Annotated in this window: 16 protein-coding genes and 1 pseudogene; 13 read left to right on the top strand and 4 right to left on the bottom strand. The window is 61.3% G+C overall.

Features of this window, described 5'->3' with window-relative positions; all coding sequences use genetic code 11:
* Nucleotides 1-89: 89 nt before the first annotated feature.
* The 5 genes from BLU32_RS15260 to BLU32_RS15240 are packed head-to-tail and all read left to right on the top strand — an operon-like array spanning nucleotide 90 to nucleotide 5,828.
* Entirely contained in the window at nucleotides 90-2,831 is a 2,742-nt protein-coding gene (locus BLU32_RS15260) for a chemotaxis protein CheW (protein WP_093808350.1), read from the top strand.
* Nucleotides 2,828-3,310: a chemotaxis protein CheW gene (locus BLU32_RS15255; protein ID WP_093808348.1), complete on the top strand. Its 483-nt coding sequence runs from the start codon at nucleotides 2,828-2,830 to the stop codon at nucleotides 3,308-3,310. Before BLU32_RS15260 ends, BLU32_RS15255 begins: the two co-directional genes overlap by 4 nt.
* Nucleotides 3,311-3,365: 55 nt before the next feature.
* Nucleotides 3,366-3,731 carry a PleD family two-component system response regulator gene (locus tag BLU32_RS15250; RefSeq protein ID WP_093808346.1) on the top strand — a complete coding sequence of 122 codons (366 nt, stop codon included), beginning with the start codon at nucleotides 3,366-3,368 and terminating at the stop codon, nucleotides 3,729-3,731.
* 22 nt (nucleotides 3,732-3,753) lie between these two features.
* On the top strand, nucleotides 3,754-4,971 hold the full coding sequence (locus BLU32_RS15245; protein WP_197673620.1) for a chemotaxis response regulator protein-glutamate methylesterase: 1,218 nt from the start codon (nucleotides 3,754-3,756) through the stop codon (nucleotides 4,969-4,971).
* On the top strand, nucleotides 4,968-5,828 hold the full coding sequence (locus BLU32_RS15240; RefSeq protein WP_093808342.1) for a protein-glutamate O-methyltransferase CheR: 861 nt from the start codon (nucleotides 4,968-4,970) through the stop codon (nucleotides 5,826-5,828). The genes BLU32_RS15245 and BLU32_RS15240 overlap by 4 nt, the downstream gene beginning before the upstream one ends.
* 109 nt (nucleotides 5,829-5,937) lie before the next feature.
* Here the strand turns inward: BLU32_RS15240 and BLU32_RS15235 are convergent, their stop codons facing one another.
* Nucleotides 5,938-6,291 (bottom strand): cupin domain-containing protein, encoded by a 354-nt coding sequence (locus BLU32_RS15235; protein ID WP_093808340.1) that lies wholly within the window; start codon nucleotides 6,289-6,291, stop codon nucleotides 5,938-5,940.
* A 181-nt stretch (nucleotides 6,292-6,472) separates the two neighbouring features.
* On the opposite strand from BLU32_RS15235, the gene BLU32_RS15230 reads away from it, so the two are divergent.
* Both BLU32_RS15230 and BLU32_RS15225 read left to right on the top strand, forming a co-directional pair.
* The gene (locus BLU32_RS15230) at nucleotides 6,473-7,009 is read left to right on the top strand and encodes a helix-turn-helix domain-containing protein (RefSeq protein WP_093808338.1); all 537 of its coding nucleotides are present in this window, start codon (nucleotides 6,473-6,475) and stop codon (nucleotides 7,007-7,009) included.
* 26 nt (nucleotides 7,010-7,035) lie between these two features.
* On the top strand, nucleotides 7,036-7,650 hold the full coding sequence (locus tag BLU32_RS15225; protein ID WP_093808336.1) for an IS3 family transposase: 615 nt from the start codon (nucleotides 7,036-7,038) through the stop codon (nucleotides 7,648-7,650).
* A 36-nt stretch (nucleotides 7,651-7,686) separates the two neighbouring features.
* Here the strand turns inward: BLU32_RS15225 and BLU32_RS15220 are convergent.
* Nucleotides 7,687-8,840, bottom strand: a protein-coding gene (locus tag BLU32_RS15220) for an IS3 family transposase (protein ID WP_371326933.1) whose coding sequence is annotated in 2 segments (ribosomal slippage) — nucleotides 7,687-8,588 and nucleotides 8,588-8,840 — 1,155 coding nt in all. Because the reading frame shifts where the segments join, the coding sequence is not laid out codon by codon here.
* 80 nt (nucleotides 8,841-8,920) lie between these two features.
* On the opposite strand from BLU32_RS15220, the pseudogene BLU32_RS15215 reads away from it, so the two are divergent.
* Nucleotides 8,921-9,133 (top strand): annotated as a pseudogene (locus BLU32_RS15215) (IS3 family transposase); the annotation flags it as partial.
* 70 nt (nucleotides 9,134-9,203) lie between these two features.
* On the opposite strand, the gene ctrA reads toward BLU32_RS15215, so the two are convergent.
* Nucleotides 9,204-9,893, bottom strand: coding sequence for a response regulator transcription factor CtrA (ctrA, locus tag BLU32_RS15210; protein WP_029059375.1), 690 nt, complete (start codon nucleotides 9,891-9,893; stop codon nucleotides 9,204-9,206).
* A 510-nt stretch (nucleotides 9,894-10,403) separates the two neighbouring features.
* Between ctrA and fliI the strand changes: the two genes are divergently transcribed.
* From fliI to BLU32_RS15190, 4 genes are all read left to right on the top strand, one after another.
* Nucleotides 10,404-11,729, top strand: a complete 1,326-nt coding sequence (gene fliI, locus BLU32_RS15205) for a flagellar protein export ATPase FliI (RefSeq protein WP_093808334.1) — start codon at nucleotides 10,404-10,406, stop codon at nucleotides 11,727-11,729.
* Nucleotides 11,730-11,757: 28 nt separating this feature from the next.
* Nucleotides 11,758-12,174 carry a flagellar export protein FliJ gene (fliJ, locus tag BLU32_RS15200; RefSeq protein ID WP_093808332.1) on the top strand — a complete coding sequence of 139 codons (417 nt, stop codon included), beginning with the start codon at nucleotides 11,758-11,760 and terminating at the stop codon, nucleotides 12,172-12,174.
* Nucleotides 12,175-12,455: 281 nt separating this feature from the next.
* A complete protein-coding gene (locus tag BLU32_RS15195) occupies nucleotides 12,456-12,899 on the top strand; it encodes a paraquat-inducible protein A (protein ID WP_244501715.1) in 444 nt (147 codons plus the stop codon).
* Between the two features lie 163 nt (nucleotides 12,900-13,062).
* A complete protein-coding gene (locus BLU32_RS15190; protein WP_093808330.1) occupies nucleotides 13,063-13,503 on the top strand; it encodes a DsrE family protein in 441 nt (146 codons plus the stop codon).
* 25 nt (nucleotides 13,504-13,528) lie between these two features.
* Here the strand turns inward: BLU32_RS15190 and BLU32_RS15185 are convergent, their stop codons facing one another.
* Nucleotides 13,529-14,587 carry a DUF2336 domain-containing protein gene (locus tag BLU32_RS15185; protein WP_157727708.1) on the bottom strand — a complete coding sequence of 353 codons (1,059 nt, stop codon included), beginning with the start codon at nucleotides 14,585-14,587 and terminating at the stop codon, nucleotides 13,529-13,531.
* Between the two features lie 370 nt (nucleotides 14,588-14,957).
* On the opposite strand from BLU32_RS15185, the gene BLU32_RS15180 reads away from it, so the two are divergent.
* Nucleotides 14,958-17,393 carry a mechanosensitive ion channel domain-containing protein gene (locus tag BLU32_RS15180; RefSeq protein WP_157727707.1) on the top strand — a complete coding sequence of 812 codons (2,436 nt, stop codon included), beginning with the start codon at nucleotides 14,958-14,960 and terminating at the stop codon, nucleotides 17,391-17,393.
* Nucleotides 17,394-17,592 lie beyond the last annotated feature (199 nt).

Genomic DNA, 17,592 nt, shown 5'->3' with positions numbered 1-17,592 from the left:
GTTTCGACGGCATGCTCTTCGACGAGGGATGGGTTGCCCGGACATTAGATCCGGGCTGTGTACCAGTAACCAGTCGGGTGAGTTTGACCATGGACGACTTGCTTAGCGAGTTCCTAACCGAAACGAACGAGAGCCTTGACGTCGTCGACGTCGAACTCGTGAAGTTCGAGCAAGAACCGAACAACGCGAAGATTCTAGATAACGTTTTCCGATTGGTTCATACCATCAAGGGGACTTGCGGGTTCCTCGGGTTGCCCCGGCTGGAAGCGTTGGCTCATGCGGCTGAGACGCTGATGGGCAAGTTCCGTGATGGAGCGCCTGTCACCCAGGAGGCGGTGTCGCTGATCCTGACGTCGATCGATCGCATCAAGGAGATCCTTGCGGATCTCGAGGCGGCCAACGGCGCGGAGCCGGAAGGCAGCGACGTCGATCTGATTTCCGAGCTTGAGCGGTTGTCCCTGTCTGCCGACACCAAGGGTGAGCCGGAGGCGGCGGCCGAACAGCCGGACGAGGCGGATGCCGCCGAGCAGAGCCTTGAGCGTCCGTTGCGTCCGGGCGAGGTATCGCTTGACGATCTGGAGCGGGCCTTCCGCGAGGCGGAGTGCGAGGTCGACCTTCCCGTCAGCGCGACAGAGGAAGAGCTCGATCACGAGGTCGAGGTGGAAGCGGCTCCGGTTGCTGCCGCACCCCTGGTCGAAGTGGCCAAGGCCAAGGCCAAGGAAGAGCCCGCCCCCAAGGAGCCCGTCGAAAAGAAGGCATCTGTCTCCAGCCAGTCGATCCGTGTTGCGGTCGACACGCTGGAAGACCTGATGACCATGGTCTCCGAACTGGTGCTGACGAGGAACCAGCTTCTGGAAATCGTGCGCCGTCACGAGGATTCCGAATTCAAGGTGCCGTTGCAGCGGCTGTCCAACGTGACCGCGGAGCTGCAGGAAGGCGTCATGAAGACGCGCATGCAGCCGATCGGAAATGCCTGGCAGAAGCTTCCCCGTATCGTTCGCGATCTCAGTCAGGAACTCGAGAAGCCGATCGAGCTGGAAATGCTCGGCGCGGAAACCGAGCTTGACCGTCAGGTGCTGGAGCTGATCAAGGATCCGCTCACCCACATGATCCGCAACTCCGCCGACCACGGCCTGGAGATGCCGGCTGACCGACGCACTCTCGGAAAGTCCGAGAAGGGCACGATCACGCTGTCCGCCTACCATGAAGGCGGCCATATCATCATCGAGGTGCGGGACGACGGTCGTGGCATTGACGTCGACCGGGTCAAGGCCAAGGTGCTGGAACGCGGGATCTCCACCGAGGCCGAGCTGGAAAAGATGACGGATCAGCAGATCCACAAGTTCATCTTCGCCGCAGGGTTCTCGACGGCGGCGAATGTCACCAGCGTGTCCGGCCGCGGCGTCGGCATGGATGTGGTGCGCAACAATGTCGAACTGATCGGCGGCTCGATCGACCTGCGCTCTGTCCAGGGCAAGGGATCGGCCTTCATCATCAAGATCCCGCTGACGCTGGCCATCGTTTCGGCGCTGATCGTCGAGGCTGGCGGCGACCGCTATGCCATTCCGCAACTGTCGGTCGTCGAACTGGTTCGGGTCCAGGACAATTCAGAACCGCGCATCGAACGGATCAAGGACACGCCCGTCCTGCGGCTGCGCAACAAGCTGCTGCCGCTGGTGCAGATGTCCTATCTGCTTGGGGCCAACCCCGCCGCCGTCGATGCGGAGACGAATTCCGACACGGGTTTCATCGTCGTGATGCAGGTGGGCAGCGAAACCTTCGGCGTCGTCGTCGACGGGGTCTTCCACACGGAGGAAATCGTCGTCAAGCCGATGTCGACGATGCTGCGAAACCTGACCATGTTCTCCGGCAACACCATTCTCGGTGACGGCGCGGTAATCATGATCATCGATCCGAACGGGGTATCTTCCGCCATGGCGAGCCATGCCTCCAGCGTGGTGGCCGAGGAAGAGCGCAAGCAGCACGAAGAGGCGGTCACCTCCGCGCTCGACGGCCAGTCGACCGTGTCGATGCTTCTGTTCAGGGCCGGATCGGCCGAACCCAAGGCGGTTCCGCTCTCGCTGGTCACGCGTCTGGAAGAGTTCGACGTCACCAAGATCGAGCATTCCAACGGACGCGACCTCGTGCAGTATCGCGGCTCGCTGATGCCGCTGGTCTACATCGATCCGGCGCAGACGCGCCGCTCGGAAGGCACCCAGCCGATGCTGGTCTTCTCCGACGCGGGTCGGTCGATGGGTCTCGTCGTCGACGAGATCGTCGACATCGTCGAGGACCGCATGAACATCGAGGTCGGTTCCGACCGGGCCGGTGTCCTGGGGTCGGCCGTCATCAAGGACAAGGCGACCGAGATCATCGATCTCGGCTACTTCCTGCCCCAGGCCTTCGAGGACTGGTTCATGCGCAAGGAAATGGATATTGCCGCGCTGACCAAGAAGGTTCTTCTGGTCGACGACAGCGCCTTTTTCCGCAATATGCTGACGCCCGTTCTCAAGGCCGCCGGCTACGATGTGACGGCCTGCCAGGGCGCTCAGCATGCGTTCGAGCTGCTGGAAAACGGCGACGTGTTCCAGGCGATCGTCAGCGACATCGAAATGCCGGAAATCAACGGCTTCGAGTTCTGCGAGGCGCTGCGCCGCGATCCACGGTTCCGCAAGATGCCGATCCTGGCCCTTTCGGCCGTTGTCTCTCCGGCATCGATCGAACGCGGACGTCAGGCCGGTTTCGACGACTATGTGGCGAAATTCGACAGGCCGGGGCTGATCGCCTCCTTGAAGGACCTGTTCTCGGGTGAAGTGGGGATTGCGGCATGAGAAACAACGACAATCACGCATCCAATGCCGACGATGTCATTCAGTTTGTGACCGTCGTGATCGGCGGCCAGCTGTTCGGCCTGCCAATCAGCCAGGTGCATGACGTGTTCGTACCCGAACGGGTCACCCGCGTGCCTCTGGCCGCACCGCAGGTCGCCGGCGTGCTGAACCTGCGCGGTCGTATCGTGACTGCGATCGACATGCGCAAGCTCCTGCATCTTCCCGACAGGGACGAGGGAGCGCAGGTGATGGCCGTCGGCATCGAGCAAAAGGGCGAGAGCTACGGGCTGGTGATCGACACGGTCGGCGAGGTGCTGCGGCTTTCCTCGTCGTCGCAGGAGCCGAACCCGTCCAACCTCGACAAGCGCTGGGCGGAGATTTCCGGCGGCGTTCATCGCCTGGACGGAAAATTGATGATCATCCTCGATGTGGCACGGCTGTTCTCGGCAATGGTGGAACAGCCCAAGGTCGCCGCTTGACCGGTCCCTGTCCCTGGGAACGACCTGCCGATATCGGCACTCGGGAGAAACTGACATGAAGCATTGTCTCGTCGTCGACGATTCCAGCGTTATCCGCAAGGTGGCGCGACGCATTCTGGAGGATCTCGAATTCTCCATTTCGGAAGCCGAGGACGGTCTCAAGGCGCTTGAGATCTGCCGCCAGCAGATGCCGGACGCGATCCTGCTTGACTGGAACATGCCGGAAATGGATGGCCTTGAGTTTCTGCTTTCCCTTCGTCGCGAGGAAGGGGGGGATCAGCCGATCGTCGTCTTCTGCACCACGGAGAACGACGTTGCCCATATCACCCGCGCGATGCGGGCCGGGGCAAACGAATACATCATGAAGCCGTTCGACAAGGACATCGTGGAAGCGAAGTTCCAGGAAACCGGACTTATCTAGTCACCCTTGCGGGGTCCATTACATGATCGCTTCTTCAACCGCGCCCCTTACCCAAGGCGGCGCAAACCCGGATCGTATCCGTGTCATGGTCGTGGATGATTCCGTGGTCATCCGGGGGCTCCTGAGCCGTTGGGTGGAGGCGGATCCGGGATTGCATCTTGTCGCCTCGCACCGCAACGGCAAGCTGGCCGTTGACGATGTCGAACGCAGCAGTCCCGACGTCGTGGTTCTCGATATCGAGATGCCGGAAATGGACGGTCTGACCGCCCTTCCGCTGATGCTGAAGAAAAAGCGCGACCTCATCGTCGTCATGGCGTCGACACTTACCCGGCGCAATGCGGAAATCAGTCTGCGCGCGCTTTCGCTGGGGGCCCAGGACTATGTTCCGAAGCCGGAATCGACCAGCGAGGTGACCACATCGGTCGATTTTCGCCGCGAGCTGATCGAGAAGATCAAGGCGCTCGGCGAACGCAAGCGGGCCTCTCCCACCTTCGGCGGCCGGCAGATGCGCGCGCAGACGAGCGCCGGCCAGACTGTATCGCAAATGCCCGTTTCGCGGGCAGCGAGCGCAGCACAAGGCTACAGCCGCATGGCCGCGGCGCCGGCTCTGGCGGTCGCCAAGCCGGCCTTGAAGACGCGGCCGTATTCGAACGTGAAGCCGCGCATCGTCGCGATCGGGTCGTCGACCGGCGGTCCGCAGGCGCTTCAGCAGGTTCTCGCCGAAATCGGCACGGCAATCCGCGACGTTCCCGTCGTGGTGACGCAGCACATGCCGCCGACCTTTACCGCGATCCTGGCCGAACATCTCGCCAAGGCGGCGATGCGGCCCGCAAAGGAAGCGGAAGACGGAGAAGTGCTCAAGCCCGGACACATCTACGTCGCGCCTGGCGGAAAGCACATGATCTTGAAAAAGGATGGCGGCCAGCCGGTCGCTTGTCTGGAAGACGGGCCGCCTGTCAATTTCTGCAAGCCCGCCGTCGATCCGCTGTTCGACAGCGTGGCCAAGGTCTACGGCTCGGCGACGCTTGCCATCGTACTGACCGGAATGGGGCATGACGGCGCCAACGGCGTGCGGACGATTTCCGCCGGCGGCGGAAGCATCATCGCGCAGGACGAAGCCAGCAGTGTTGTCTGGGGGATGCCTGGCGCGGCGGCCCATACGGGTTTGTGTAGCGACATTCTGCCGATCTCCCGGATCGGAGCGAAGGTTGTCGGTTTGTTGAGTGGAGGTCTCAGGTGATTGCGTCCCAGTTCGAGTATCTCAAGCAGTACCTGAAATCCCAATCCGGGCTCGTACTGAGCAACGAAAAGCAATATCTCGTGGAAAGCCGGTTGTTGCCGGTCGCGCGTCGCCACGGTCTTGCGGGTCTGGCGGAGCTGGTACAGGCCATGCAAAGGCCCGGTGCGACGCAGGTCGCCTCCGACGTCGTCGAGGCCATGACCACCAACGAATCCTTCTTCTTCCGCGACACCACGCCGTTCAAGCATTTCCGGGAGACCATGCTGCCGGCAATGCTGAAGGCGCGGGCCGACCGGCGCACGATCCGCATCTGGTGCGCGGCTGCGTCCACCGGGCAGGAGCCATATTCGCTGGCCATTTGCCTCAAGGAAGAAGCCCAGAAGGTCGGCGGGTTCCGCGTCGAGATTCTGGGTACGGATCTGTCCGGCGAGGTGCTCGACAAGGCGAAAAACGGCATCTACAGCCAGTTCGAGGTCCAGCGCGGCCTGCCGATCCAGATGCTGCTCAAGTATTTTACCCAGAAGGGTGATCTTTGGCAGATCAAACCCGAGATCCGCTCGATGGTGCAGTGGCGCCGGCTCAATCTTCTGGAGAATTTCTCCACCCTCGGCACGTTCGACATTCTGTTTTGCCGCAACGTCTTGATCTACTTTGACCAGACCACCAAGATCGACGTGTTGCAGCGTATGGCCCGCCAACTGCCGAACGACGGCTATCTCGTGCTCGGCGCGGCGGAAACGGTCGTCGGACTGACCGATGCCTTCCGTCCGGTGCCCGATCATCGCGGTCTCTATCAAACGACCGTGGCCGGACAAACCGCCGGCCAGAGCGCGTTTCGCGCGCGCGTCGCCGGATAGGCTGAAGGCCGGCCGGAGCCGGCAAATCACCGAACAGCAGAAGCGGCGGCGTCCCACGGACCCGCCGCTTTTTTGATCCGTGACGTTCGGTGCTCCCTGCCTGGAGCGGCTACGCTTCCTTGCGGCTCGCCGCGGTCTCGGGATCGCCTGTATTGGGCGTTCCAGCGGGCTCGATCAGGAGGAGGTGGGCCTCCTCGCGGGCGGACGGGCAATGCTCGACGTTCTTCGGCACGACGAACATCTCGCCGGCCTTGAGTGTCACCACCCGGTCGCGCAGCTGGATATCGATTTCTCCCTTGAGGACGAGAAACAAGTCGTCGGTATCGGGATGGGAGTGCCAGGTGAATTCACCTTCAGCCTTGACGACCATGACGTCATGCCCTTTGAAGGAAGCCACCGTACGCGGCGACCATCTGTCGTCAAAGGTCGCAGGCTTGTCTGCAAGATTGATTTTATCCGACATCCCGGGTCTCCTTTTTCGCCGTTTTTGGTCCCGGCCCGATACGCGCGGTATCGCGCAGCGCGTGCACGGTGCCCCGGGCTGGACGGAATGCGCCGGCGCGCCGCAGGGTCTCTTGCATAAAAAAGGCCCCGCGAAGCTGAACTGACCCCCGAAAGTTGGACACCAACTTCGGGGGTTTTGCATGACCAGGCACAGCACGTCATTTAAGCATTCTGTTGTTTCCTGTTATTTGAATGGGGATCTGAGTTTTCGTGATGTCGGTTCGCGGTTCGGGATTGACCATGGGACGGTTCGCAAATGGGTTTCCGTTCATGCCGAGCATGGCTTGGCGGGTCTGACGAAAAAATTCAGCCGTTACGATGCTGCATTCAAGCTATCGGTGTTGCAGCGAATGTGGAACGATAGTTTGTCCTTTCGGCAGACGGCCGCGCTTTTCAACATACGCAACGCCAGTAGCGTTTCGGAATGGCAGAGATGTTATGAACGCGGCGGAATCGATGCGCTTGCAGCACGCCGCAAAGGAAAACGGCGATCGATGCCAGAGCCACCTCTGATACCCGCAAAGACGGATGTGCCTCATGACAATGAGAGCAAAAGCCGTGAAGAGCTGCTGGCGGAGTTGAGCGAACTGCGCATGGAGAGCGCCTGCCTAAAAAAATTGGAGGCCTTAACGCAGGCGCGTCAATTGCCGACAGGACGCAAATCGTCCAGGCGTTAAGGCCGTTCTATCCGTTTGAAGGGCTGTTGAGACTTTCGGGTCTTGCCCGCAGCACGTTCTATTACAGGCATAAAGCCTTGTCCCGGCCCGACAGGCATGGCGTGCTGAAAGAGACCATCAAGTCGGTCTTTGATCAACACAAGGGACGTTACGGTTATCGCCGGGTCACGGCGGCGCTGCGTGGACTTGGAAAGAAGGTCAATCACAAGACCGTCCAGCGGCTGATGGGTGAGATGGGACTGAAATCCCTGGTCCGTCCGAAGAAATACCGCTCCTACAAGGGCCTGGTCGGGCGCGTGGCCCCGGACCTTATAAAGCGGCAGATCAGCGCCGATCAGATGAACCAGAAATGGACCACGGACGTCACGGAGTTCTCCGTATCCGGCGAGAAGCTTTATCTGTCGCCAGTCATGGACCTTTATAACGGCGAAATCATCGCCTTTGAGACAGCAAGGCGGCCCGTCTTCAAGCTGGTTCGCAACATGCTGGCCAAGGCGCTCGACCGGATCGGCGAAGACGACAAGCCAATCCTGCATTCCGATCAGGGGTGGCAGTATCAGATGCCGAAATGGAGCCGCATGCTTGAAAGCCGCAACATCGCCCAATCCATGTCGCGAAAGGGAAACTGTCTCGATAATTGAGCTACTCCCCGATCCTTGGACAGGATCTGGCGTAATTTAAGCTACTCGTCGCACCTGCTGATCGGGTTGGTTGATATCATTTCTCTGCCAATAGACCAGCGCCGGTGGCCTGCCGCCGAGGGCTGAGTGAGGGCGCTGGTGGTTGTAGAACGTCATCCATTTCTGGATGGCCGCCCTTGTCTCTGAACCGGTCTCCCAGGCATGCAGGTAGACGCACTCGTATTTCAGGGTGCGCCACAGCCTCTCGATGAAGATGTTGTCGAGGAACCGGCCTTTCCCATCCATCGAGATCCGCACCCCAGACCGGCGGAGCCGATCCGTCCAGGCGAAGGACGTGAACTGGGATCCTTGATCGGTATTCATGATCTCGGGCGGCCCGAACTTGTGGATGGCCTCGGTCAGCGCTTCGACACAGAAGTCAGCCTCCAAGGTGTTCGAGATCCGCCAGGACAGAACCTTGCGGGTGTGCCAGTCCATGATCGCCACCAGGTAGAGGAACCCGCGCCGCATGGGCAGATAGGTGATGTCCGAACACCAGACCTGGTTCGGGCGTTCCACCCGCAGACCTCTGAGCAGGTAGGGATAGGTCTTGTGCCCCTTCGCCGGCCTGCTGGTGTTGGGCTTCTGGTAAATCGGCATCAATCCCATGAGGCGCATCAGTCGCCGGATGCGCTTCTCGTTCACCAGGTGGCCGTCGTTGCGCAGGTGCCAAGTCATCTGCCGAGCGCCGAAGAACGGGGTCTCCAGGAACTGCTCGTCGATCCGCCGCATCAGGCCGAGGTTCCGTTCGGTCTCGCCCTTCGGGGTGTAGTAGAAAGACGAGCGCGCGATCGACAGCAGCTTGCACTGCCGGCCGATCGACAGGTCCGGGTGGTCCGGCTCGATCATGCCGCGCCTCACTTCCCGCCCCAGGGCTTCAGCTTTCGTTCCAAAAAAGAGTTGGCCACCGCCAGCTCCCCGATCTTGGCGTGGAGCTCCTTCACCTGCTCCTCGTCAATCTCGGGCCTCTTGCGGCTCCCGCGCTCGAACACACCTGACGCGCCTTCGAGCAGGGCGCGCTTCCATTGATGGATCATCGTCGGATGCACCCCGAACCGGCTTGCCAGCTCGGCTACCGTCTCCTCGCCTTTCAGGGCTTCCAGCGCGACCTTCGCCTTGAACTCAGGCGCGTGCTGCTTCCGTTTCGACATCTCTGATCTCCTGCTCGTCGAAGATCAGCAGACTGCAAATCGTAGCTTATGTCAGTGTCCGAATTTCGGGGGGTAGCTCAAATGCCGCCATGGAAAGCTTCTTTGCCATCCTCAAATCAGAGTTCTTCCATCCCGACCGCTTTGACGACATCGACACTCTGGAGGCAGGCATCGGCGAATACATCCGGTATTACAACAACGACCGCATCAAACTGAAACTCAAAGGGCTGAGCCCTGTACAATACAGGACCCAGCCCCTAGATCAGTCCACGCTTCAAACTGTCCAACTTTAAGGGGTCAGTTCAGAAGCGCGGCGCCTTTTGTTCTGTCTTGTGCGGGGAGTGGCCGCGAGGAATGCTGCCCTCAGGCGGCTTTCTCCTCGGGTTCGCGCAGCACGTAGCCACGGCCCCAGACTGTCTCGATGTAGTTCTTTCCCGACGTCGCCGCGGCGAGCTTCTTGCGAAGCTTGCAGATGAAGACGTCGATGATCTTGAGCTCCGGCTCGTCCATGCCGCCGTAGAGATGATTTAGGAACATCTCCTTGGTGAGCGTGGTTCCCTTGCGCAGGGAAAGCAGTTCGAGCATCTGGTACTCCTTGCCGGTCAGATGCACCCGTTGACCGGATACCTCCACCGTCTTGGTGTCCAGATTGACCACGAGATCACCGGTCGTGATGACCGACTGCGCATGGCCCTTGGAGCGGCGCACAATCGCATGAATGCGCGCGACCAGCTCGTCCTTGTGAAACGGCTTGGTCATGTAGTCGTCAGCGCCGAATCCCAGACCGCGAACCTTGTCCTCTATCCCGGCCAGGCCGGAAAGAATGAGGATCGGGGTCTTAACCTTCGCCACGCGCAACGTCCGAAGAACCTCGTAGCCCGACATGTCGGGAAGATTGAGATCCAGCATAATGATGTCGTAGTCGTAGAGTTTGCCGAGGTCGATACCTTCCTCGCCAAGATCCGTCGTGTAAACGTTAAAGTTCTCTGACTTGAGCATCAGCTCGATGCTCTGCGCCGTGGCGCTGTCATCCTCGATCAACAGGACACGCATGCCAATCCCCTATGTTTGCCTATCCTGGGCAAGCCGCGCCGGCGGATACGCTCCCGGTGCGAAGGACTGTGGATTAACCTTCGACTCACTCTGTGAGACAATGGTTAACAAATTCTGATTCACACCTGCAAGCACCGATGAGGCAAGATTGGAAAACTTTCCCAATTCCTTGAAAATTCGGTGGAAATTCTTTCCGCTAAATCTTCAAGTTTCACATTAACAAGCCGAATTAACCGACTCATGCGACTCAACCTCTACGCCGGCACGGGCCTCAGAATGGCTCACCATCCAAAACGCCCTCACCGTTAAGATTAACCAAACTCGTAAACGATACGTTACCTTAATGCATATTGTTGGGATTTGGCGTGTTAACGAATGGCGTTCCGGGGTGCGCAAGCGCCGGAATCATCGGGAAACCGGCTGCGGATATGCCGCCGCCCTCGCGCAACGTTCCGGCGCACCTGGTTGCGCCGCAGACATCCATATCGGCAAGGAGGCCGGTCAGAGGCGATGGAACCACTGTTTGCGGAAATCGAGGCGCTGATGTCGGCCGAGGTGTTCGGCCGGGTCGTCTCCGTTCAGGGTCTCCTGCTGGAGGTCGCGGGTCCGATCCACGAGATGAGTGTCGGCGCGCTGTTGGCGGTGGAAAGCGGGGAGGGCGGAACCCCGGTGCCTGCCGAGGTCGTCGGGTTTCGCGACGGGCGGGCCCTGTGCATGCCGTTCGCCGGCCTTGAAGGGGTGCGCATGGGCTGTCGGGCCGTTCTGGCCGCGCGCGAGTGTCTCGCCTATCCGGGCGACGGGTGGCTCGGGCGGGTCGTGAATGCCATGGGGGAACCCATCGACGGAAAGGGCCCGCTTGCAGGGGGCGGCGCCGGCCGGCGGTTGCGCTCCACTCCGCCGCCGGCCAACGAGCGCGGACGTGTCGGCCCGCCGCTTGATCTCGGCATCCGGGCGCTCAACACATTCGTCACCTGTTGCCAGGGTCAGCGCATGGGCATTTTTGCGGGCTCCGGCGTCGGCAAGTCGGTACTGATGTCGATGATCGCGCGCAACATGATGGCCGATGTCGCGGTGATTGGCCTGATCGGCGAGCGGGGACGCGAGGTGCAGGAGTTCATCGATGACGACCTCGGTCCGGAAGGGCTTGCCCGCAGCGTCGTCGTGGTCGCAACCTCCGATGAAAGTGTGCTGATGCGCCGACAGGCGGCCTATATGACGCTCACGGTCGCCGAACATTTTCGTGACACCGGCAAGAATGTCATGTGCATGATGGATTCCGTCACGCGTTTTGCCATGGCGCAGCGCGAGATCGGGTTGTCGATCGGCGAGCCGCCGGCCTCAAAGGGTTATACGCCGACGGTGTTCACGGAGCTGCCGCGCCTGCTGGAACGCGCCGGACCCGGTCGAACCGGAACCGGCACGATCACCGGATTGTTCACCGTGCTGGTGGAGGGGGACAACCACAACGAGCCGGTGGCGGATGCGGTGCGCGGCATTCTCGACGGGCACATCGTCATGGAACGGGCGATTGCCGAACGTGGTCGCTATCCGGCGATCAATGTGCTGAAGTCGATCTCGCGCACCATGCCACGGTGCGTGCCGGATGCGGCGGAACCGGTGTTGCGAAAGGCGCGGCAGCTGATGTCGACCTACTCCGATATGGAGGAACTCATCCGGCTCGGGGCCTATCGACGGGGTTCCGACCCGGTGGTCGACGAGGCGATTCTGCGTCACGAACCCCTGGAGAGGTTTCTGTCCCAGAACAAGGGGGAGGCCACATCGCTCGATGCCGGTTATCTCGAACTCGCCAACCTTTTGGAAATGACTCTCGCGTAATGTGGCGGTGAAAAGGGAGTTTTGAGTAATGAAGTCGCGTGAGAGTCTAATTCGCCTGAAACAGTTTCAGGTGGACGAGCGCCGCCGGCAACTGGCGCAGATCGAGGCGATGGTGGACGAGTTCAAGCGAATGGCGCAGGAGCTCGACGACCAGATCACTGCCGAGCAGGAGCGTGTCGGAATCACCGACGAGGGGCACTTTGCCTATCCGACCTTCGCGAAGGCGGCGGCACAGCGCCGCGACAACCTGCTGAATTCCGCCGACGAACTCGGTGGTCAGCTCGAGGCGGCGCGCGAAGATCTGCGTGAAGCCCTCGAAGAGCTGAAGAAATTCGAGCTGCTCGAGGAGCGCGACCAGATTCGCGACCGGGCCGAGCGCGATGCGAGCGAGCAGGAAGAGCTCGACGAGATTGCCGCCCGGCGTCATTCCCGGCAACAGGGCTGAAACGGCCCGGACCGCGGACGCGGTCATGAATCCGTGACCTGGCCGTTGCGGGATCGCCCGGCTTCCGCGCGTCCCGTCCACCGCCGAGATGCGGCTCGCTATCCCGGTGCCTGCAATCTGCACATCCTCTCTGGTGCCTTTCGATTTCGCTGCGCCATTGGCAACGCCGCGCCGACGCCCTATGCAAAAGGCTGTCGGTCGGTGAAGCATCCTGTCTGCCGGCAGGTCGCTTCCTTTTAACGGGAGGCGCAGCTTCGACGGCGAAGCGAAAAGGATGAGCGGTGCAACGTGCAATTCTTTCCCTGGTCCTGCCGTTGGCAAGTGCCTGTTTCGTGCTGGGGCTGACGTTCCCGCTGCTTGAACTGGAACGGCTATATTTCTTCGTCGACCGCCCGACGCTCTTGCAGGTCGTTTCCGGGCTTTGGTCAGAGGACGAGCGGTGGCTCGCCGGTCTGATTGCCGCATTCTCCATCGTGTTTCCCGCGATCAAACTCGTTGCATTGCATGTCGCGGCGGTGATGGGCCGCGCCGGCGCGGGGTCTTCGCTGCTCCATGCGCTCGGACGCTGGTCGATGATGGATGTGATGCTGGTCGCACTGGTGGTCTTTGCCGCCAAGACCACCGGGATGGCACAGGCGGCAAGCCTGCCCGGAATGTGGTTTTACGGCGCCGCGACGCTTCTCACGGCCTTCGGAGCCTGGCTGGCGGAACGGCCGGCACGTTGACGCTCTCGACGGGTCGGGATGATCGAGCCCGCGATCTGGCCGGGGCAAATGCCCGCGGAATGCTGCGCTGCATCAGTCTATTTTCTGGTATTTGAAAGCGACGGACGTCTAACATCGCTCCCGACCCGGAGGTGATATCCGGGATTCCGGGAGGAGTGCACTCATGCAGCGTCTTTTTTCATATATCTTCTTTGCATTGATTCTTGTCGGCCCCGGACTGGCCGCGGCCGGGGAGGCGGATCACCATGTCGCCATCCATGTCAATGATAACGACCCCAAGGTCATGAATCTGGCCTTGAACAACGCCCAGAACCTCGATGCCTATTACAAGGCGAAAGGGGAGACGGTCGAGATCCGGCTCGTCACCTATGGCCCCGGGCTGATGATGCTGAGGCAGGACAAAAGCCCGGTGAAGAGCCGGATTTCAGCGATGAGCCTGGAAATGCCGAACCTGTCGTTTTCCGCCTGTGGCAACACGCATCGCAACATGAGCAAGAAGGAAGGCACGGACGTCGCCCTTGTCAGCGAGGCGTCGATCGTCCCGTCCGGGGTCGTGTATCTGATGGAGCTTCAGGAGAAGGGCTACGCCTACATCAAGCCCTGAGCCGGCTTTGCAGGGGCTGGTCGTGTCAAGGTCCGTCCTTGCGCGGCCCCCGTGGTTCCGCCTGCGGCGGCGGGGCCGGCGCGGTGCGGCGGAAGGCGTCCAGCCAGCGAACGGCCTGGCTTTCGGGAATGCGCAGGTGCTTGCAGCGCAGATGGGCAAGTGCCAGGAACACCTGAACCGACAGGCTCGCGGTGTGGCAGAGGTTGATGAGTTCATCGATGCCGGCTTGAAACACCGCCCGCTGAACAGCCTTCACGGGGTGTCGGGTTTCGCGGGCGAGCAACTCGAAGGCGTCATGGGTCCGGCCCTCCGCCAGCAGCACGAGGACAATGGTGCCAAGGCGGTATTCGCCTTCGCGCACAAGCTTTTCCAGGTCCTTGATATCCGTGGTCTCGAGGAAAATGTTCAAGCGGCGGCGCATGTCCTGCCGCACGGTGTCCGGCGTGGTCAGCTCCCGCGGGTCCGTGCCGCTCATGATCGCTTCCAGCCGAACCCGGGTCGATGCGTTGACATGCGGAATCAGCCATTCGCAGATCAGGGGCGTCAGGTCTATCCGGGCTCCCATTTTCTCGCGCAGAAGCGCATCGGAGAACGACCGTTTCGCGAGGGCCCGCAAGGCCCATTCCGAAAAGGTGCTGCTTCTGTTCCCCGCCATCTCCCGCCACACCTTGGGGGTGCCGCGTTCGACCAGCGCATCGGACAGACGGCACGGCATGTCGGCACGTTTCGCCAGTGCAACGAGATGCGACTGGGGCATGCGCCTGGCGAGTTTCAAGAGGTCGTGCTCGCTGAGGCTCGGACTCAGTTCCAGCATCGGTGCGGCAACGAGGATCTCGTCGCTGGCAAGCCGATAGGCGATCTTGCCGGGAGTGTCGTTCCACGGCGCCATCCGCTTCGACAGGCGCGCCCGCTCCTCGATTTCGCTGCCGTCGAGAAGTTTCAGGATGATTTCGCAAAACAGCTCAAGCTCTTCTGCGCTGTGATATCCGACGCGATCGAGAAACAGGTCCGCGACGCGCTGCAGCAATTGGCCACGCGCCTTCGTCGACGGATTGCGTGCGAGCTCGAGCAGGTCGCGGAGCATCAAACCTTCCTTTGTCCAAATCAATATTGCATGCAGCATGTTACCAATCGGTTGAAGGCTTGCGCGGTGCAGCCGGTGATCAGTGCGGCTGGACTGGACGTCTCAAAAACGGCCACTTTTGACTGCTTAAAACGATTGAACCCCAACCTTGATCGGTTGACGTGAAGGACAAGTTCGATAGGTAGAGGGCGATGCGGCTAGCGCCGCATTGTCGATCTGCTCCGCATCCTTGCCGGCCGTCTCTTGACTGCTGATTCGCGGTCTCGGGTACGGTCTTTGCGCCAGCATGTGTCCTCGCATGAACCTGGCCTGCCAAGAACTCATGCCGGTCGGCTGCCCGATGCGACCGGCTTCTCTTTTTGGAGTTGTCATGCAGCGTTTTCGCTTCGCCGCCGTGCTGGTTGCCCTGCTCGTTTCACTCACCGGCTTCACGCCGGCTTTCGGGCAATCTCAAGACCCGGCGCAGGACGGCGGGAGCGCGGGGTCGGCGGAGACATCGGCCACTACGGCCGAGAGCGCCGATGCGTTGATCCGGCTGCTCCAGGATCCCGGCGCGCGCCAGGCGCTGATCGACTATCTTGGCGGGCAGTTCGGCAGAGCCACCGACGGAGTCGCTGGAGCGGGTGCATCCGGCAATGGCGATCAGACGGCCGACGGGGCGCAACAGGGTGCCGAAGTCGCCCCGGACGCGGGCGGGCAGGCTGACGGCGATGGAACAGCGCAGCCCGGTGCTGGGCAGGAGGCCGCTGAGGAAAAGGCCGCAGCACCGCATATCGCGGTGCAGGTGGCGACCTTCACCGAGAACCTCATCAATGAAGGCATCGGTTTCCTGCAGAAAATCCAAAGGGCGTTCACGGCTTTGCCGACGGCGTTGTCCTACAGTCTCGGGGCCGATTGGAAGGCCGTTCAGGGTATTGCGGTTCAACTTGTGTTGCTCGGTGCTCTCCTGTTCTTCACCGCTTTCGGCTTGCGCAGACTTGCCGACCGGGCGTTCGCGCGTCTGGTGGTTGGCGCGGAGAAAGCGACAATCTTCAAGCGGGTCAGCCTGCTTCTGGCGCGTGCGATCAGCGAAGCGGTCGTGGTGGCGATCGCGCTGGGCGTCGGCTATATCGCCGCGGTTTTCACCGGTGCGGAAGAGCATAGGGTGGAACTGGTTGAATCGCTCTTCCTGAATGCCTTTTTCTTCGTCCAGGTCGCGAAGGTCAGCACCCGCTTCGCACTCAGCCCCCGTTTCAGCGCATTGCGGCTGGTTCCGCTCGATGACGCCCAGGCGCTCTATTGGCGGCGCCGGTTGTTCTGGATCTTCAACGTGCTGGGCTACGGGACGATGGTCGTCGTGCCGCTGGTGTCGAACAACATCTCGTTCCTGCTTGCGAATTCGCTCAGAATGATCATCGTGCTGACCAGCGTGCTCATGGCGATCGTGGCTGTTTTGCGAAACCGCAAGGCCACGCGCGACCGGATCCTCGAGTACGCCTCGGATCGGTCGAATGCGGTCGCATCCGGTGCGATCGAGCTCGTGGCGCGCAGCTGGCATGTGCTGGCGATCTTCTATGTGCTTCTCCTGCTCACGGTGTGGCTGGCGCGTCCGTTCGACGCCACCACCGTCATGATCCGGGCGTCGGTGTTTTCGGTGCTCGCTGTGATGATCGGCACGCTCGTGTCGCTGGCCTTGACGCGGACGATTACAGGCGGGGTCCGGCTGCCGGCGAGCGTGCACGCGCGGCTGCCGTTGCTGGAAAGGCGTCTCAATTCCTTTATTCCAAGAATGCTCGCCATCCTTCGGTTCGGCGTGTTCCTGGGTGTGGTGCTTGCCGTCTTTCAGGCCTGGGGCGCAATCGATGTCCTGAACTGGTTTTCCTCCACGGACGGACAGGACTGGATCGGCCGGGCTCTTTCTGCCGGCATCGTGGTGTTGATCGCCTTCCTGATCTGGCTTTCGGTGATGTCCTGGGTGGATCTCAGGCTCAATCCGCGCGGCCGGCTTCCGACCTCGCGTGAAAAGACCCTTTTCGGCCTGTTCCGCAACGCCTTCTCAATCATTCTCGTGGTGATGGCGACCCTGCTGGGGCTGTCGGAGATCGGCGTCAACATCGGCCCGCTGATCGCCGGTGCCGGTGTTTTCGGCCTGGCGATCTCCTTCGGTTCGCAAAAGCTGGTGCAGGACATCATCACCGGTGCGTTCATCCAGTTGGAAAACGCGATGAACGAAGGCGATGTGGTAACCCTTGGCGGTGTCACGGGCGTGGTCGAGAAGCTCACCATCCGCTCCGTGTGTTTGCGCGATCTCGACGGCACGGCGCATGTGATCCCGTTCTCCACGGTCGACCAGGTGGCGAACTTCATGCGCGACTATGCCTATCATGTCGCCGCGATCGGCGTTGCCTACGACAGCGACATCTCGGATGTGAAGATGGCCATGCATGTCGCCTTCGATCGCCTGAAGGACGGCGACCTGGGCGCTGACATCCTGGAGCCGCTGGAGATGCATGGCGTCACAATGTTCGGTGACAGCGCGATCACTGTGCGTGCGCGCATCAAGACGACGCCGGGCACGCAATGGGCCATCGGCCGCGCCTACAACGAACACGTCAAGACGGTGTTTGACGAGCGCGGCATCGAGATCCCGTTCCCGCAGGTTACCTATCATGCCGCGGGCTCTCAGGTGGCGCTTGAGGGTGGCGACGAGAAGGAGCTCCCCAAACCCGAGGACGGGAGCGTGCGCGCCGAGCGCAAGCCGCAAAAGCCCGGCCGCAACACGCCGGTTTCGCGGTCAGACATGCCCGAAGGCGATGACGAGCTCTAGGCTCAGGACCTGTTGATATGACTGCGATGGCCGGAGCGGATTTGTGCGGATACGAGGGCAAGCCCGCAGGAAGGCTGGAGCCTTTCAAGGGATTGCGACATGGTATCCCGTGCGGATCCACCCTGATCCGAAGGACGGCCGAGCTGACGTCGACCTGCGGCGTCAAAGCCCTCGACCGGGGGAACGGCCGCGCTCTCTG

It is taken from the genome of Stappia sp. ES.058, assembly GCF_900105595.1.
GTDB lineage: Bacteria > Pseudomonadota > Alphaproteobacteria > Rhizobiales > Stappiaceae > Stappia.
This window is presented reverse-complemented; position numbering and strand designations above follow the sequence as displayed.